This is a genomic window from Massilia sp. LjRoot122 (genome assembly GCF_964252725.1).
In the GTDB taxonomy this organism is placed as follows: Bacteria; Pseudomonadota; Gammaproteobacteria; order Burkholderiales; family Burkholderiaceae_D; genus Telluria.
Window position 1 is genome coordinate 220,740 of the sequence record NZ_CAXUPB020000001.1, and the last position, 16,864, is coordinate 237,603.

The following is a 16,864-nucleotide window of genomic DNA, read 5'->3' on the forward strand; positions in this document are numbered from 1 at the left end:
GCGCTGTACAGGTGCGCGAGGTGGTGCGAGATGCGTGCGCCCGGCTCCCGTGCGACAGCGTCAGCGTGGCGGCCAGTTCTTCTTCTTCGTAGACGGGCAGGCCGCGGATTTCTTCGTCGTCCGAGAAGCACTCGACCACGATGTCGACCGGGCGCTCGAGGCCGGGCAGGCGCGGCAGGTAGTGCTCGCGCAGGTCGCCGGGCTTGCCCCAGTGGTGCTTACGGCGGGTAAAGCGTTCTTTCTGGATGGCCCAGGCCAAGTGCGAACCATGCATCAGGCAGATGCTGGCGTCCTGGGTCCGGTTAATGGCAAGCATAATCGGAGTGTCGTTCATCGTCTTCTGCTATCGAAAACGTGGACACAAATGTGCACCGTTCTCTTCCTGCCCCGAGCCGTCCTGCTGACCGAGCTCGTACCTGACAGGCGTGACTTTCCCGCCTCCCGCCGGCACCAGGCCGGCGGCAGTGCCGGGCGTTACCGCCTGGCTCGCCACGGGTAGCGCCCTTGCCGCCGCGAGGGCGCCGGTGGCGAGCCGTTGCAGATTGATCGCGGCGTTCAGGTCGCGGTCGTGGTCGGCGTCGTACCCGCCGCAGGTCCAGCTGCGCTGGCCGAGGGCGAGACCGGCGTTTTTCGTGCCACACCTGGAGCACAGCTTGCTGGACGGGTACCAGCGGTCCGCCAGCACCAGCTCCGTGCCGAAGCGCAGCGCCTTGTACTGCAGCTGGCGCCGGATTTCGTAGAAACCGACGTCGGCGATCGCGCGCGACAGGCGGACATTAGCCAGCATGCCCTTCACGTTCAGGTCCTCGATCACGACCGCTTGGTTTTCGCGGCAGAGACGGGTGGTGAGCTTGTAGAGGAAATCGTGGCGCACCCGCGCGATGCGCGCGTGCAGGTGCGCCAGTGCCTGGATTGCCCTGGTTTGGTTGTTCGACACAGGTAGCCGCGCGCCCTTCGGGATCCGGCAGTAGGCGACTGTCCGGCGCGGTGTCGCTGGCGGTGCGAGGCGCAGGAACGCACGCAGCTGGCTCTCGGTGTAACGACGCCGGTTGCTGGCGGTGCGCGCTGCCGGGACGAGCCGCCCATCCCGGTCCCAACGCTGCAGCGTCTTCATCGTGGCCCCCACCAGCCTCGCGGCCTGTCCGATCCCTATCGTGCTTTTCATGATGATATTTGGACACTTCAGCTCACATTTGGTTCGGCTAGAGTCGAGCTCCTGAATCCGAGTCAATGCCGCGAAGGGCTCAACTTGGAGCCTGATGAGCAGCATTGGTTCACGCCGTTTGCGACTTGCCGGCAGGCCGCGACGAAGCCTTAACCGGGGCGCAAGAGCGACACCTGGAAAGACGGTATGATCGAGGCATTGCCCCGCCTGCCTACTGGCCGACCATGCTCCAGACACCTGCTTCCTTCACGCCGCTGTTCGCACCCCGTCCCGATCCCGCGCCCCTGAGCTTCCTGTTCCACGGCGGCAGGCTGCTGGTGCGCGAACACGACCTCGCCCTGCCCGACGCCGCGACCCTGGAGCGGCTGGAGGTGGACCGCGCCCGCCTGCAGCCGCTCGGCCTGCATGGCGAACGCTATTGCGAGACCGGCTGGTTCGACAGCGAACCCGCACTGCCGCCGGGCTATGCCCTGCGCGGCCTGCGCGCGCTGTTCGCGGACATGGATGAAGCGCTGCTGGGACTGGCGGCGCGCGCCGCCCAGGTCGCCGAATGGGCGCGCACCCACCGCTTCTGCGGCGCCTGCGGCAGCGGCACCGTGCTCGCCGCCGGCGAGCGCTGCTACAAGTGCGTGCAGTGCGGGCACATGGCCTATCCGCGCATCTCACCGGCCATGATGGTGCTGATCAAGAAGGGCGACAGCGTGCTGCTGGCGATGCACGTCGCTTCGCCCACCAAACGCTTCGTGCCGCTGGCCGGCTTCCTGGAGGCGGGCGAGTCGGTGGAGGAGGCGATCCACCGCGAGGTATATGAGGAAGTGGGATTGCGGGTACAGAACCTGCGCTATTTCGCCAGCCAGTCCTGGCCCTTCCCGCATTCGCTGATGCTGGCGTTCACGGCCGACTACCTGGACGGCGAGATCCGGGTCGATGCATCTGAGATTTCGGAAGCGCGCTGGTTCGGGCCGGATGACGAGTGGCCCGAACGGGTGCCGCACATTTCAGTGTCGAGCGTGCTGGTGGACGCGCACCGCCCACCGGGACGATAGCGTTCAGGTCTGGGCCGGCACACTGTCCCGCGCGCTGCGGGTAGCTGGCTGCGGCTGGGACTGGGGCTTGGCCCCGGTACTACGCAGCTGGATCGCACGCTGCAGCAGGTCGAACCAGAAGGGTGCGCCGAACAGCGTGGTGCCGGCGGTGATCAGCCAGCCGGCCACCTGCAGCGCGAAGGCGGAATCGAGCTGCGGCGGGAAGCTGCTCCAGCCGATCGGCATCGCCCACAGCTGGCGCAGCGCTTCGGCGTCGAGCGCGCTGGGGGCCGCCTGGATCTGCGCCGCCAGCGTCGGGTTTTGCCACAGGGTCTGGAACAGGTGGATGCTGTCGATATTCAGCATGATCGTCAGCAGCAGGGCCAGCAGGAAGGAGATCAGCAGCTGGCGCCGCTTGTAGACGCCGGACAGGCGCTCCATCGCGCTGTTGAACCAGCCGGCGATACCGTCCTGGAAACGCTGCAGGTCGCCGCCGGCCTGGCGGTGCAGCGCCAGCAGCACGCGTTTCACCTGCTCGTCGGGCAGGGCGTCGATTGCGGCCTGCAGCGGAATGGCCGGGTTGCTGCGCAGCGAATCGAGCAGCGCGATCGCGAAGTGGGCGGGTTCGATGTAGGATGGTTTGACGGACAGGGGGCGCCGGGCCTTGCCGCCGCCGTGAGGATTGACCAGTGGGTGGTCATACAGGCTCTGCGCCAGCGCTTCGCAGCGCGGGTCGTCCAGCATGCGCTTGACGGCGTCGAGCAGCATGTTGGCGCGCAGGCTGAACGCCGCCGCCAGCGCTTCCTGCACGGTACTGACGACCAGCGCCAGGATGCCGTAGCAAAACGTCAAACCGATGGCGACTTCGAGGACGGTGCTGCCGAACATGGCGATCTCCCAGGCGAGGAACCACCTTCGACGCTACGCCTGGCCCAAGGTCGACACATTAACTTTGCTCAATAAACCGGCAGTGGCCGCTGCCCTGCACGCATTTTCTATATACTTGCGGCAATCGATTTTTTAAGGTTCACCATGTCTGACAAAGAAGCTTTCACCGAACAAGACTGGCGCCGCCTGCTGGCCAGCCTGGGCGAAGATCCCGACCGTCCGGGCCTGCAGGAAACGCCGCACCGCGTGGCGAAAGCCTGGAAACACTGGACCTCGGGCTACGCCCAGGATCCGGTCGAAGTGCTCAAGGCCTTCGAGGACGGCGCCGAGGAATACAACGAACTGATCGTGGTGCGCAACATCCCGGTCTACAGCCATTGCGAGCACCACCTGGCGCCCTTCTTCGGCAAGGCCACCGTCGGCTACCTGCCGAACGGGAAGATCGTCGGCCTCTCGAAGCTGACCCGCCTGGTCGACATCTTCTCCAAGCGCCTGCAGGTGCAGGAACGCATGACGATCCAGATCGCCAACGCGCTGATGGAAGTGCTGGAACCGAAGGCGGTCGGCGTGGTGGTGAAATGCCGCCACCTGTGCATGGAAAGCCGTGGCATCCGCGCCATCGGCGAAGAGACCATCACCTCGGCCATGCTGGGTGAACTGCAGCCGAACCTGGCCTTACGCACGGAATTCCTCGCTTTGGCGCGCGACTAGGACTAAGCTGGTAACAGTCGGACCTCCGGCCGGCCCTCGTGGCCGGGCTCGCCTTGGAACCTGTTCCGGATCGCCGATCTCCAAGTAATTTTCGGAGGGCGCGCCATGGAACGTCCGGCTTATCCCAGCGATATTTCTCGCGAACAGTTCGAGCCTGTGCGCAGCATGCTGGAAGCGGCGCGTCGCAAGACCCGCCCGCGCAAGCACGACTTGTACGACGTGTTCTGCGCCGTCCTCTATTTTCTCCATACCGGCGCCACCTGGCGCAGCATGCCGCCGGGTTTCCCGCCCTGGCGTACCGTGCACGAATATTTCACGCAGTGGACCATGCTGCGCGACGGCGACCAGACCCTGCTCGAAAGCGCGCTCGAGAAATCGGGGCGCGAGATGGAACTGACGCAATTGCGGCGTTTGCTCAACCGACGTTGAGCTGTCGCAGTTATGTGCGACATCGCGCACACATTGTCACAATCTGTTGCACTTCTTGAAAAGTGCGCCATCCGGACTCGGCTACTCTAAGAAAAATTGTCAATATTTTATCTTCGAGCCGGCGCCATGTTCGAGCATCTCAACCTCATCCTGTTTTCCGCCCTCAACGCCCATGCCGGATTGACCGGCTGGCAATTGCTGGGCGCAATATTTGCCGCGCAGTGGCTGATCTTCGTGATGCCGCTGTCCCTCGTCATGCTGTGGATCGGCGGCACCGGGCCGGTGCGCGAAGTTGCGCTGCGCGCCTTCATCGCGGCGCTGTGCGCGCTCACGCTGAACGGCCTGATCGGCCAGTTCTGGTACAGCCCGCAGCCCTTCGTCCTCGAGGTCGGCCAGACCTTCCTATTGCACGATCCGGACAGTTCTTTCCCGAGCGACCATGCCACCAGCATCTTCTCGGTGGCCCTGGTGCTGGCCTTCAGCCGCGTGCAGGAGGCGCGCCGGATCGGGTGCTTGCTGCTGCCGCTGGCGCTGGTAGTGGCCTGGTCGCGCGTCTACGTGGGCGTGCACTGGCCGAAGGACATGGTGGGGGCGCTCCTCATGTCGGCAGCGATGGCCCTGCTGGTATCGACGCCGGCAGCGCGCGCGTTTTGCGCGTCCTTGTTGCCGGTAACGGAAAACCTGTACCGCCGCGTGCTGGCGGTGCCGATCGGGCGCGGCTGGCTGCGCCCCTGAAGAGTAGGCTGGCGCGGCCGGCAATGTACCGGTCGCCATCTGCGTCGTACGGGGGATCCAACGCACGCAGGACGCGTGGACGGGTTCCCGTGCCGGCCGCGCTTTCCTACCTTGTCTTCTCAGCTCCCGCTTGCATTGGCCGCCTCGAATACCAGCTTGTCGTGCTCGTCGAGATGGAAACTGCCCAGCGCTTGGCCGGTGACGGCGCTCGCGTCCGGTGCTTCCAGTTCGGTACAGCCCTGGGTGTCGACCTGCCAGACATCCTCGCCCACACGCAATGTGTACACGGTGGGACCGCTGGCGAACAGCTCGATCTCCAGGCCCGACAGGGATACCTTGCCCAGCTCCATCTGGCGCTGGCAGTCCGGCATCCGGGCGGCGGTCAGGCGCAGCGTCGCCTCCTTGCTCCAGAAATAGTCCTGCACCACGCGCAAGGTCAGCGCATGCTCCTTGCCCTCGATCTGGTAACTGGCCCAGTCGTTGACGCAGCCGGCCAGCAGCAGCGGTGCAAACAGGGCCGCAGTCAGCGGGCGAAGCAGGGTGAATGGCGTGCGCATGGTGGTTCCGTTGTCAAAAGATGCATGAGTGCATCGCCTGACGGAGTATAGAAGGGGCATCGGACGGGCGCAACCGCGCGCGCCATGCCGGGCCGTTCAGAAATCCACCCCCAGCGTGAGCGAACCGATGGTATGGCGCGGCACCGGCACCGGCGCGCGGAACTCGGCCGTGCGGCGGGTGGCGCGCAGCTGCGCGAACCAGGGACCGTGGTCGCGGCCGCGCGTGCCGGGGAAATCGAGGCGCAGTCCGGCCGTCAGGTCGCCGACCCAGCGCCGCGGCTTCACGCCCGGGTCGTTCTTCCAGGGCCGCCCTTCCAGGAACAGGTTGTAGGCCATGCCGCGCGCCTCGACGCCCAGCATCAGCGTGCACTGGACCCAGCGCCAGCGGCAGGCCGTCTCCACGCCCGTCACGCGGTTGACGATGCCCGGCGGCGCCGGCGCGACGAGCGGCAGGTTCTTGCCGATCGTGATGCTCAGGCCGACCGCGGCATAGCTCATGATGCTGCCGGCGGCCAGGCGCCAGTGGCCGGCCGTGCGCAGCTGCACGTCCCCGGCTAGCTGGCCGGAAAGCAGCGGCCAGGCCGAGCGCCGCTCGGCCGAGACCAGCAGCGCCAGCGTGTTGCCGACCTGGTGGTCCCAGCCTTGCGGCGCTGGGCGGTCCATGATGCGGTGGAATAGTTTCTGGGCCGGTTCGGCCAGCGACAGCCTGCCGGTGACGCCGGCCTGGGCCGTCAGGGTCGTGATCGCGGCGCCATCCGGCGCCAGGAACAGCCACTGGCGCTCGGCGTAGAGCAGGCCGGCCCAGGGGCGGTCGAAGGGCTGCGCTGCGGCGATGGTGATGTCGGCCGGGGTGTACATCAGCTGGCCGACGCTGTGCTGGGAGAGCATGAAGCGCGCATCGCCGCAGCCGAACAGGCGGCAGGCGCCATTGGTCCAGCGCCGCACCAGCTCGCCGCGCTCGTCCTGGGCCGTGCGCGCGCTGAACTGGATGCCGTTGGTGTAGTAGCGGTCGGTCTTGAACCAGCTGTCGTTGTCCACGGTGACGAAGCGGGCTTCCTGGGCCGCACAGGGAAGCGCCAACAGGAAGGCAGATACCGCAATGGTGCGCATGGTCGTCCTTTCTCGCTCGAAACATCTCCCAGTCTTGTGCCTGCGGTAAAGCGGTTCTTGATCAGGCACAGCAATGGTGCGATTCGAGACGGACACCGTGGATTCGGGTTTTAAGCGAAGATAGAAGCGAAGGAGCACAGACCATGAAGCACGAACAGACCAAGGAAGACTTCGAGCTGCTCACGCCCGCGGGGGGCAAGCCGGTCAAGATGTGGACCCAGGGCGTCCCGGTCGAGGCCGAGGCGAAGGAACAGCTCGAAAAGCTGGCGCAATTGCCTTTCGTGTTCCACCACGTCGCCGTGATGCCGGACGTCCATGTTGGCAAAGGGTCGACCATCGGCAGCGTGATCCCGACCCTGGGCGCGGTGATCCCGGCCGCGGTCGGCGTGGACATCGGCTGCGGCATGATGGCCGCCAAGACCACCTTGCGCGCCGGCGACCTGCCCGACAACCTGCACGGCTTGCGCAGCGCCATCGAACAGGCGGTGCCGCACGGGATGTCGCCCAAGACCCGCGGCCACAAGGGCCGCGACGTCGGTTCCTGGAACAATCCGCCGCCGCCTGTCGATGCCGGCTGGGCCAAGCTGAAGGGCGAGTTCGACGAGATCTGCCGCAAGTACCCGAAGCTGCGCGGCACCAACAACTACAAGCACCTGGGTACGCTAGGCAGCGGCAACCACTTCGTCGAGGTCTGCCTGGATGAGGAAGGCTCCGTCTGGGTGATGCTGCACTCCGGCTCGCGCGGCGTCGGCAATGCCATCGGCACCCATTTCATCGAGCTGGCGCGCCAGGACATGCGGCGCCACATGGTCAACCTGCCCGACCAGGACCTGGCCTACCTCGAGGAAGGCACCGAGCACTACGACGATTACGTGGAAGCGGTCGGCTGGGCGCAGAAGTTCGCGCGCATCAACCGCGAAGTGATGATGCACAACGTGATCCGGGCGATGCGCGAGGTGATCCCGAAACCCTTCGAGACGCATGTGGAGGCGGTCAATTGCCACCACAACTATGTGCAGAAGGAGAGGCACTTCGGCAAGGATGTGTTCGTCACCCGCAAGGGCGCGGTGTCGGCGCGTGAGGGCGAGCTCGGCATCATTCCGGGCTCGATGGGCGCGAAGAGTTTTATCGTGCGCGGCAAGGGCAACCCGGAAAGTTTTAACAGCTGCAGCCATGGCGCCGGCCGCGTCATGAGCCGCACCGAGGCCAAGCGTCGCTTTACCAGGCTGGATGCCGAACGTGCCACCGAAGGCGTGGAATGCCGCAAGGACGAGGGTGTGATCGACGAGATCCCGATGGCCTACAAGGACATCGACGCCGTCATGCATGCGCAGCGCGACCTGGTCGAGGTCGTGCACACGCTTAAACAGGTGGTCTGTGTGAAGGGCTAGGCGGACGCAGGATGTGCAGCAGTTCGGCCGGCGTGCCGAACTCGCGCTCCGGCGCCACCCGCCGCAGCGTCTCGATCGGCGCATAGCCCCAGCTTACCGCGCCGAAGGCCACCCCGGCCCGGCGCGCGGCATCGGCGTCCAGCGCCTGGTCACCCACGTACAGCGCATGCGCCGCCGGCACCGCCGCGCGTTTCACCACCTTGCGGATGCGTCCGGCCTTGCCGAACACCGACATCCCGCATTCGTAGTGCCCGAACAGGGCACTCAGGTGCGGGCCCAGCACCAGGCGCACGTTCTGCTCCGAATTCGAGGACACGATCGCCAGCCGCACGCCTTCGCGGTCCAGGCCGTGCAAGGCTTCCCTGACGCCTTCGAACAGCGGGATGCGCGCCGCGTTCTCGCGCATCAGGCCGATGAAGCTGCGCGAGGCCAGCGGCAGCTTCCAGGCCGGCATGCCGACGTGGCGCATGATGGCGCGGGTATCGTGGTGGCGCAGGTCCTGGGCCTCGGACGCGCCGACGCGCCGGAAGCCGTGCTCGTCGGCGATCTGGTTGAACACGCTGATGAAGAAGGGGAAGGAATCGGCCAGCGTGCCGTCGAAGTCGAATATGGCGAGGCGGTAGGACATGGGCGTAGGCGAGCGTGGACAGCCCGATTATAGGGTGGCGCGGCCGGACGTGTTGTTATCTTGCGCCGTCGAGATGGCGTTTTCTTGAATACATGAACATTTCCTGCCAGAATTTTGCTCGTTGCTATCCTGAAAAGAACATCATGATCCAGAACGCCGACGACTACTTCGACATGGCCCGCAGCGCGTCGCCTCTTCCCGTGAACCAAGCTTCGCAGGCGATTCCCGAAGTGGTCGATGCCAATGGCGACGGCATCAAGGACATCCTGACTTTCGGCGCCTATTACCCGTTCAACGGCAGCAGCGCGACCGGCCAGCCGGCTCTGCTCATGCTGGGCAAGGGCGACGGCACCTACACGCCGGCCCCGGAAGGCATGCTGCCCTCGACCTTCACCACCATCCACCCGCGCGAAGTAATCCAGGCCGACTTCAACAAGGACGGGCTGATGGACCTGTTCGTGGCCGACCACGGCTATGACGCCGCACCCTTCCCGGGCGCGCAGAACAAGCTCTTGCTGGGCAAGGCCGGCGGCGGCTATATCGACGCCAGCGCCAACCTGCCGCAGGTTGTCGACTACACGCACAGCGCGGCGCTGGGCGACATCAACCGCGACGGCAACCTCGACATCTTCGTCGGCAACATGAGCAGCCCGGCCAGCCCGACCGAATCCTATGTGCTGTTCGGTGACGGCATCGGCAAGTTCACCCGCTCCAACGCCGGCCTGCCGGTCGAGGGCGATGGCTTGCTGAACCGCCAGAACGGCGGCTTCGGCTTCACGGCCTCGCTGCTGACCGACCTGAACGGCGACGGCCGGCTCGACCTGATACTGGGCAACGACGGCAATCCCTACAACCGAGAGCACCGTTCGCTGGTCTTCTGGAACACGGGGGCAGGCTTCAATGGGGCCACCTTTACCCCCCTGCCGCAGGGCTACTTTGGCGACAACCGCATCGTGCACGACATCGCGGCGATGGACATTGACGGCGACGGCGACCAGGACCTGCTGCTGCTGTCCTCGGAGTCGGCGCCGAGCACGGCCTATGCCGACGGCTGGTCGCTCGAGGTGGTGCGCAACGACGGCGGCAGCTTCGTCGACGCCACCCTTGACCACTTCAAGGCGGCCGACAGCCGCGAAGGCTTGCCCGGCCAGGACAGCGACATCGGCGCCAGCCAGTTCATCCGCCTGATGGATGCGAACGGCGACGGCACCCGCGACATCGTCATCACCCAGTTCATGAACGACAAGCCGACCGCGAACACGCCCATCGTCTGGGCCAACGACGGTTTCGGCCACTTCGAGGTGGCGCTGCGCGCCGGCCAGCTGAACACCCTGGCCAATGATCCCTACTTCGTCGGCGTGTTCAACCTCCCGGTCCAGACCGACAAGGGCCTGAGCTTCAGCGCCATCAACAGCTACCAGGGCACGGTCTATGCCAACACCGCCCTGGCCACCAGCGTCCTGCCGCCGGCCGCCACCATCATCGCCACGGCGCGCAACGACGTGATCGTGCAGAACACCGCCAGCAATACCATCAACGGCGGCGAGGGTCGCGACAAGGTGGTGTATGCGAAGGCGGCGGCAGGCTACCAGGTGAGCGTAAAGGATGGCGTCGCGACGGTACGCGACCTGTCCGGTGCGGACGGCACCGACACGCTGCTGAACGTCGAGCGCCTGCAGTTCGGCGACCTCGGCATCGCGCTGGACGTGGACGGCACCGCCGGCCAGGCCTACCGCGTCTACCAGGCCGCGTTCGCGCGCACCCCCGACCTGCCGGGGCTGGGCTACTGGCTGGCCCAGATGGACAACGGCGTCTCGCTGAGCGCCGTGGCGGGTGGGTTCGTCGCCTCGGACGAGTTCCGCAAGGTGTATGGCGCAGCCCCCAGCAACCGCGAGATCGTCGAGAAGTTCTACGAGAACGTGCTGCGCCGTCCGGGAGAGAAGGCCGGCGTCGAATACTGGACCTCGATCCTCGACAACAAGCAGGCGACCGTCGCCGACGTGCTGGTCGGCTTCAGCGAAGGCCATGAAAACCAGGCTGCGCTGGTGGGCGTGATGGCCAACGGCGTGGCCTACACGCCCTACGGCTGACGCAGACGGTCAGGCGGTGCCGCCGTTGGCGCGCAGCACCTGGCCATTGATCCAGCCCGATTCCTCGCTCACCAGGAAGGACACGATGCGCGCGATGTCGCCCGGCTCGCCCAGGCGCTCGAGCGGCGGCAGCTTCGCGAAGTGCTCGATCTGCTCCTGGGTCTTCCCCGTGAAGAACAGTTCGGTGGCCACCGGCCCCGGCGCCACCGTGTTGACGCGGATGCGGCGTCCGCGCAGCTCCTTCGCGAACACGGCGCCCATCGCTTCCACCGCCGCCTTGCTGGCGCTGTAGATGGCGTAGCCGGGCAGCTTCATCGCCAGCACGGAGGTGGAGAAATTCACGATGCGCCCGCCGTCGTTCAGGCGGCGCGCCGCTTCGCGCAGGGTGTTGAATGTACCCTGCACGTTCACGCCGAAGGTCTGGGCGAACAGCTCGTCGCTGGTGTCGGCCAGCGGCATGGTCTTGAGCACGCCGGCATTGTTCACCAGGACGTCCACCTTGCCCAGCTCGCGCTCGGCGGTGTCGAACAGGGCGCGTACTTCCTCGGCGTTCGCGACGTCGGCCTTGACCGCGATCGCGCTGTGGCCGCAGGCATGCAGGGTCGCGATCACGCGATGGGCTTCGGCCTCGTTGCTGGCGTAGTTGACGACCACCTGGTAGCCGTCTTCGGCCAGCCGCTGGGCGAGGGCGGCGCCGATGCCGCGCGAGGCGCCGGTGACGATGGCGACCGGCCGGGTGTCCTGGTTCATGCTGCCTCCTGTGTGGTGAGTGGATGACAGCATGATGGACTATTATCGGAAAAAGATAATTAGCTGCTATGTAGCAAGATTATTCCGCTTCCTTCAACAATGCGGGTAAAGGAGACCGTCTCGCCATCGCCCGGCACCCACAGGCGCTCCGCCACGCCGGCCGCGCGCGCAGCAATCACCAGCTCGCGGCGCGTCACCGGGCAATGGCTCAGCGCCTCCAGGTGGTTGGCCACCACGCTGCCGGTCGTCACCCGCATGAGGCGCATCACTTCTTCCGCGTTCATGATGATCTCGTGCCCCAGGTCGAAACGGGCGCCGCCGGCCGGCACCAGGCAGACGTCCGGCTGGCGGCGCGCGACGAAGTCCGCTACCCGCGGCGTCAGGATGGTGTCGCCCGACAGGTAGAGGGTCGGCTCGCCCGGCATCTCGATGAAGTAGCCGACCCCGTGTTCCATCAGCAGGGCCACCGCGCCGCGCCCGTGGCGGCAGGGCACCGTCGTGACCTGGCCGCGCAGGAAGGGCTGAGGCGCATGGGCGCTGCTGGCCAGCGGCTGCACGTTCAGGCCGCGTCCGCGCAGGTAATCCGCGTCGTGCGGCGTGCAGATGACGGGGATGCCGCGCTCGCGCAGCCAGCGCTTGCCGGCGCGGTCGAGGTGGTCGAAGTGACCCTTCTGGCAGTGCGTGATGAGGCAATGGGTGACGCCGTCGAGCAGGGCCTCGCTTGTTTGCGGCAGGTCGACGGTCGGATTGCGTGCGCGCCCGCCGCCGAACTTCAGCGCCGGCAAGGCGTCTTTCGGCGCCAGCATGGGATCGACCAGGATGCGGTAGGGACCGAGTTCGATGATGGCGGTGGCATTGCGCAGCTGGGTGATCTTCATGGGATGCTCCGGTTCGAGGGAATGGAGGCATTGTCCGCCGGCGCGCCATCTGCTTAAATGGCAGGGATCGACATAAACCATCCATTTCACGCCATGGCCACTTCTCCGCTTCGCGTCGGTCTGCTGCTCTACCCGGGCTGCATGCCGGCCGGGCTGCTTGCCTTCGCCGACTTGCTGCACGCCGCCAACCGCCGCGCGGGACGGCAGCTGTTCGAGACCCTTTACGTGGCCGCATCGGGCGATGTCGTGGAGTGCGCGCACGGCCTGCGCCTGCCTGCCCAGGCCCGGCTCGATGCGGCGCAGCTGGACGCGCTGCTGGTGCCCGGCTTCTGGAGCGAATCCGCGCACCAGGTGGAAGCGGCGCTGGCCGACAACGCGGGCCTGGCCGCCCTCATCGGCCGGCTCGGCAAGGATGTCATGGTGTGGAGTTACTGCACCGGCGTGTGCCTGGCGGCCGCCGCGCGCCGCCTGGACCGGCAGGCCGCGACCATCACCTGGTGGCTGGCCGACGCCGCGCGCGAACGCTTTCCGCGCGTGGACTGGCAGGTCGAGCGCACCTGCGTGTTCAACGAGAACAGTGCGACCGCCTCGGGCGTCAACGGCTATCTGCCGATCGCGCAGGCCCTGATCGAGCAGCGCCTCAGCATCGACGCCTACCGCGACCTGACCCGGCTGATGGTGCTGCCGCGCCCCGAGCGCACCCACCAGGCCTTCCAGACGGTGAACCTGATCGGCCAGCCCGGCCGCCTGATGCAGCGCCTGCACGACACGGTCGAGCGCCTGCCCGCGTTCGAGGTGACGCTGGCGCGCCTGGCGCAGGAACTGGGGACGACCGAGCGCACCCTGTCGCGCAAGGTCGGCGCGGCCACCGGGACGCCGGCCGCAAGCTGGGTGCGGCGCATCAAGCTGAATCAGGTGAGCGAGCGCCTGATCCACACCTCGGCGCCGGCCAGCAGCATCAGCGCGGATCTCGGCTTCAGCAGCGATGCCGGCATGCGCCGCATGTTCAAGGAAGTCACCGGCATGACGACGGCGCAGTACCGGCAGGCGTTTGGACGTGCCTGAGCCTCAGGCGGCGATCGCGGTCTCGCCCGTGTCCGCGGCGGCCAGGTGGCGGTTCACTGCCGACAGCACCGCGCGGAACGAGGCCGTCACGATATTGCTGTCGATGCCGACGCCGAACAGGGTCTGGCCGCTGCCCACCCGCAGCTCGACGTAGCAGGCGGCGCGCGCATCGGCGCCGCGGCCGATCGCGTGTTCGTGGTAGTCCATCACACGGATGTCGAGGCCGAGCGCGTTGACGAAGGCGTCGATCGGGCCGTTGCCTTCACCCTTCAGGGCCTGGGGCGCGTGGTGGCGCGCCACGTTCAGGTCGATCTGCACGCCGTGCGCGCTGTCTTCCATCATGCGATGCGCGACGTATTCGTAGGGCGTGTCCTGCTCCAGGTATTCGCGCGAGAACAGGGCGTGAATGTCGGAGGCGGCGACTTCGCGGCCGGTCTGGTCGGCCATGCGCTGCACCGCGCGCGAGAACTCGATCTGCAGGCGGCGCGGCAGCTCCAGGCCGTATTCCTGCTGCAGCAGGTAGGCCATGCCGCCCTTGCCGGACTGGCTGTTGACACGGATGACGGCGTCGTAGCTGCGTCCCAGGTCGGCCGGGTCGATCGGCAGGTAGGGCACTTCCCACAGCGCGTCCGGCTTCTGCACGGCGAAGCCCTTCTTGATGGCGTCCTGGTGCGAGCCGGAGAAGGCGGTGAACACCAGGTCGCCCGCATACGGATGGCGCGGGTGCACCGGCAGCTGGTTGCATTCCTCCACCAGCTGGCGCACCGCATCGATGTCCGAGAAGTCCAGGCCCGGGTCGATGCCCTGGGTGTAGAGGTTCATGGCCAGGGTCACCAGGTCGACGTTGCCGGTGCGCTCGCCATTGCCGAACAGGCAGCCCTCGACCCGGTCGGCGCCGGCCATCACGGCCAGTTCGGCCGCCGCCACGGCGGTGCCGCGGTCATTGTGCGGGTGCACGCTGATGACCAGCGACTCGCGGCGCTCCAGGTGGCGGCACATCCACTCGATCTGGTCGGCGTAGACATTGGGCGTGCTCGCCTCCACGGTGGAGGGCAGGTTGACGATCATCGGGTTCTGCGGCGTCGGCTGCCACACGGCGCTCACGGCATCCACGATCTGCTTCGAGAAATCGAGCTCGGTGGTCGAGAAGGATTCCGGCGAATACTCGAGGCCCCATTGGGTCTGCGGATGCTGGGCCACCAGTTCCTTGATCAGCTGCGTGCCCTTCACCGCGATCTGCACGATCTCCTCGCGTTCCATGCCGAACACCACGCGGCGGAACACCGGCGCCACCGAGTTGTACACGTGGACGACCGCGCGTTTCGCACCGGCCGCCGACGCCACCGTGCGGCGGATCAGCTCATCGCGCGCCTGGGTCAGCACGATGATGGTTACGTCGTCCGGGATGCGCTTCTCGTCGACCAGCATGCGCACGAAATCGAAATCGGTCTGCGAGGCAGAAGGGAAGCCGACCTCGATCTCCTTGATGCCGATCTTGACCAGCATCTCGAAGAAGCGCAGCTTCTTCTCGGGGCTCATCGGCTCGATCAATGCCTGGTTGCCGTCGCGCAGGTCGGTGCTCATCCAGACCGGCGGCTTCGCGATGACGGCATTCGGCCATTGGCGGTCGGCCAGCGGGACGGCGGGGAAAGGACGGTATTTGGCGGCGGGGTTCTTCAGCATGATCGTTTGCTCCTGGTTTGCGGTACACGGTGCGCCTTGCGAGGCGGGGTGTGGCGGCAGGCTGCCGGACGGGCCACGAACGCTAGGCCCGGCAACCGGTCGGTAGCTTTAGCAGCAGGCGGACAAGCGCGCGCGAACCTGCTGCCAGGCTGGTGCCGGTAGCGGAGAACGACGAAGTAGGGAAGGTAATCTTGGACATCGGTACAACTCCTGGCTGCTTGTTTGGCCGGCATAGGCGCCGGGACGTACGGGCGTGGATTACGCGCGTAGTAGCAGTAGGGAAGTCGACAGATGCAGGTGGAAGGACATGCGATCCACTCTAAAAGAGGAGTGGACCGTATGTCAAGGAAAAAATTGTGCGGTGCAGAATACTCAGAGCCGCTCCAGCAGCGCCGGCAGCTCCCTGACGAAGGCATCGCGCACCCGCAGTCCGGCGCGGCCGCCGGGTTCGCGCTGCGCATCCTGCACCAGCCGCGCGAACACCACCGTGCGTTTGCCGTCGCTGGTCCAGCCCACCAGCCAGCCGTGCGGCAGCGCGCCCGGTTCCGAGCCGGTGCCGGTCTTGGCGTAGAGATCCCAGCCGTTGCGCAGGCGCGGGTAGCGCATCAGCGAGGCCGTCATGTCGACCGCCTTGCCCGTCACCGGCAGGGTGCGGTTGACCAGCTTGCGCAGGAACACGGCCTGCTCGTCGGGGGAGATTTTCAGCGAATTGCTTAGCCAGGCCTGGGTCAGCCCGCCGGAGGCGTCGCGGTTGCCGTAGTCGAAGCGGTCGAGGTAGGACTGGAAGCGCTCCGTGCCCAGGCGCGTGGTGAGCTGCTGCGAATACCAGACCACCGAATGCTTCATCCACGCGCTTGGACCGGTGGCGCTGCGCCATTCCGGCAGCCAGTCCACATAACCCGCGCGGAAGGGCAGCAGCGGCGCCGATGCATCCTGCAGGATGCCGCTGTCGAAGCCCATCAGGCTGATCGCCACCTTGAAGGTCGAGGCGGGCGTCAAGCGCTGCTCGCACTGGCCCTCGCGCAGCAGCGTCTTGCCGCTCGCGGCATCGACCAGCAGGGTGCAGTGGATCGCGTCCCGGGCTGCCGCCGGAAGCGCGGCGGCGGCCAGCACCAGGGCCATCACGACATTCTTGTTCATCGCGTCTCCGTCAAACCGTGCAGTATAGCAAGCGGCCTTGACCGCCCGCAGGCACTGCAGGGCCAATGCTGTTATACTGGACCCAGCGGGTAGGGTATTGCCTTGCCGCTTCCGGTTGCCTCGCTGTGCCCGTGCAGGTGCAAGGCGACATACCGGTCACGCCAGAAAATGGATCCGCATGAGCGGGCTTTTTTCTTCTTCCCCTCCTGGCTGTCCCAGGCCGGGCTCCCCACACGTGGCGACATGCCGCGACTCCCTCCCCACTGTCGACCCGCTGCGCCGGGACGCACCCTTTCCAGGAGCCACCATGGCAAAAGAAGAACTGATCGAAATGAACGGCCTTGTCTGCGAAGTGCTGCCCGAACTGCGTTTCCGCGTCGACCTCGACAACGGACACAAGATGATCGCGTACACCGCCGGCCGCATGAAGAAAAACCACATCCGTATCCTGGCCGGCGACCGCGTGACGCTCGAGCTGTCGCCCTACGACCTGACCAAGGGCCGGATCGTGTTCCGCCACATCGAAACCCGCGGCCCGGCCGCACCACGCCGCGCGCCTCCGCGCCGCCGTTAATACCGGGCAGGCGTGCGCGCCGCCGTCAGGAAGGGTTCATACTCC

Annotated in this window: 16 protein-coding genes and 2 pseudogenes; 8 read left to right on the plus strand and 10 right to left on the minus strand. The window is 66.5% G+C overall.

Going from position 1 to position 16,864, the window contains the following annotated elements; translation table 11 throughout:
- Positions 1-343: 343 nt before the first annotated feature.
- Positions 344-937 (minus strand): RNA-guided endonuclease InsQ/TnpB family protein, encoded by a 594-nt coding sequence (locus tag ACSQ25_RS00985; RefSeq protein ID WP_436108005.1) that lies wholly within the window; start codon positions 935-937, stop codon positions 344-346.
- A gap of 87 nt (positions 938-1,024) precedes the next feature.
- Positions 1,025-1,270, minus strand: a pseudogene (locus tag ACSQ25_RS00990) (MerR family DNA-binding transcriptional regulator); the annotation flags it as partial.
- Between the two features lie 119 nt (positions 1,271-1,389).
- Here ACSQ25_RS00990 and nudC point away from each other — a divergent pair.
- Positions 1,390-2,211 (plus strand): NAD(+) diphosphatase, encoded by an 822-nt coding sequence (gene nudC, locus ACSQ25_RS00995; RefSeq protein WP_436103863.1) that lies wholly within the window; start codon positions 1,390-1,392, stop codon positions 2,209-2,211.
- Positions 2,212-2,214: 3 nt separating this feature from the next.
- Here the strand turns inward: nudC and ACSQ25_RS01000 are convergent, their stop codons facing one another.
- Complete coding sequence (locus ACSQ25_RS01000; RefSeq protein ID WP_436103864.1) at positions 2,215-3,078, minus strand: hypothetical protein; 864 nt, start codon at positions 3,076-3,078, stop codon at positions 2,215-2,217.
- Between the two features lie 144 nt (positions 3,079-3,222).
- Between ACSQ25_RS01000 and folE the strand changes: the two genes are divergently transcribed.
- The 3 genes and pseudogenes from folE (at position 3,223) to ACSQ25_RS01015 (ending at position 4,953) form a co-directional block, all read left to right on the plus strand.
- A complete protein-coding gene (gene folE, locus ACSQ25_RS01005) occupies positions 3,223-3,789 on the plus strand; it encodes a GTP cyclohydrolase I FolE (RefSeq protein WP_436103865.1) in 567 nt (188 codons plus the stop codon).
- 105 nt (positions 3,790-3,894) lie between these two features.
- Positions 3,895-4,170: pseudogene (locus ACSQ25_RS01010) on the plus strand (transposase); the annotation flags it as partial.
- 174 nt (positions 4,171-4,344) lie between these two features.
- Positions 4,345-4,953, plus strand: coding sequence for a phosphatase PAP2 family protein (locus ACSQ25_RS01015; RefSeq protein ID WP_436103866.1), 609 nt, complete (start codon positions 4,345-4,347; stop codon positions 4,951-4,953).
- A gap of 119 nt (positions 4,954-5,072) precedes the next feature.
- On the opposite strand, the gene ACSQ25_RS01020 is transcribed toward ACSQ25_RS01015, so the two are convergent.
- Positions 5,073-5,510, minus strand: coding sequence for a hypothetical protein (locus ACSQ25_RS01020; RefSeq protein ID WP_436103867.1), 438 nt, complete (start codon positions 5,508-5,510; stop codon positions 5,073-5,075).
- Positions 5,511-5,606: 96 nt separating this feature from the next.
- Complete coding sequence (locus tag ACSQ25_RS01025; protein ID WP_436103868.1) at positions 5,607-6,620, minus strand: lipid A deacylase LpxR family protein; 1,014 nt, start codon at positions 6,618-6,620, stop codon at positions 5,607-5,609.
- Positions 6,621-6,763: 143 nt separating this feature from the next.
- On the opposite strand from ACSQ25_RS01025, the gene ACSQ25_RS01030 reads away from it, so the two are divergent.
- On the plus strand, positions 6,764-8,011 hold the full coding sequence (locus ACSQ25_RS01030) for an RtcB family protein (protein WP_436103869.1): 1,248 nt from the start codon (positions 6,764-6,766) through the stop codon (positions 8,009-8,011).
- Here ACSQ25_RS01030 and ACSQ25_RS01035 read toward each other — a convergent pair.
- A complete protein-coding gene (locus ACSQ25_RS01035; protein ID WP_436103870.1) occupies positions 7,983-8,639 on the minus strand; it encodes an HAD hydrolase-like protein in 657 nt (218 codons plus the stop codon). The genes ACSQ25_RS01030 and ACSQ25_RS01035 overlap by 29 nt on opposite strands.
- A gap of 143 nt (positions 8,640-8,782) precedes the next feature.
- On the opposite strand from ACSQ25_RS01035, the gene ACSQ25_RS01040 reads away from it, so the two are divergent.
- Positions 8,783-10,729, plus strand: coding sequence for an FG-GAP-like repeat-containing protein (locus ACSQ25_RS01040; RefSeq protein ID WP_436103871.1), 1,947 nt, complete (start codon positions 8,783-8,785; stop codon positions 10,727-10,729).
- A gap of 9 nt (positions 10,730-10,738) precedes the next feature.
- Here the strand turns inward: ACSQ25_RS01040 and ACSQ25_RS01045 are convergent, their stop codons facing one another.
- Together ACSQ25_RS01045 and ACSQ25_RS01050 are read right to left on the minus strand one after the other, a co-directional pair.
- Positions 10,739-11,479, minus strand: a complete 741-nt coding sequence (locus ACSQ25_RS01045; protein ID WP_436103872.1) for an SDR family oxidoreductase — start codon at positions 11,477-11,479, stop codon at positions 10,739-10,741.
- Between the two features lie 59 nt (positions 11,480-11,538).
- The gene (locus ACSQ25_RS01050; RefSeq protein WP_436103873.1) at positions 11,539-12,357 is read right to left on the minus strand and encodes an MBL fold metallo-hydrolase; all 819 of its coding nucleotides are present in this window, start codon (positions 12,355-12,357) and stop codon (positions 11,539-11,541) included.
- Positions 12,358-12,450: 93 nt separating this feature from the next.
- Between ACSQ25_RS01050 and ACSQ25_RS01055 the strand changes: the two genes are divergently transcribed.
- A complete protein-coding gene (locus ACSQ25_RS01055) occupies positions 12,451-13,422 on the plus strand; it encodes a GlxA family transcriptional regulator (protein ID WP_436103874.1) in 972 nt (323 codons plus the stop codon).
- 3 nt (positions 13,423-13,425) lie between these two features.
- On the opposite strand, the gene leuA is transcribed toward ACSQ25_RS01055, so the two are convergent.
- On the minus strand, positions 13,426-15,108 hold the full coding sequence (gene leuA / locus ACSQ25_RS01060) for a 2-isopropylmalate synthase (protein ID WP_436108006.1): 1,683 nt from the start codon (positions 15,106-15,108) through the stop codon (positions 13,426-13,428).
- A gap of 369 nt (positions 15,109-15,477) precedes the next feature.
- Entirely contained in the window at positions 15,478-16,245 is a 768-nt protein-coding gene (locus ACSQ25_RS01065) for a penicillin-binding transpeptidase domain-containing protein (RefSeq protein ID WP_436103875.1), read from the minus strand.
- Between the two features lie 307 nt (positions 16,246-16,552).
- On the opposite strand from ACSQ25_RS01065, the gene infA reads away from it, so the two are divergent.
- Positions 16,553-16,819: a translation initiation factor IF-1 gene (gene infA, locus ACSQ25_RS01070; RefSeq protein ID WP_436103876.1), complete on the plus strand. Its 267-nt coding sequence runs from the start codon at positions 16,553-16,555 to the stop codon at positions 16,817-16,819.
- Positions 16,820-16,864 lie beyond the last annotated feature (45 nt).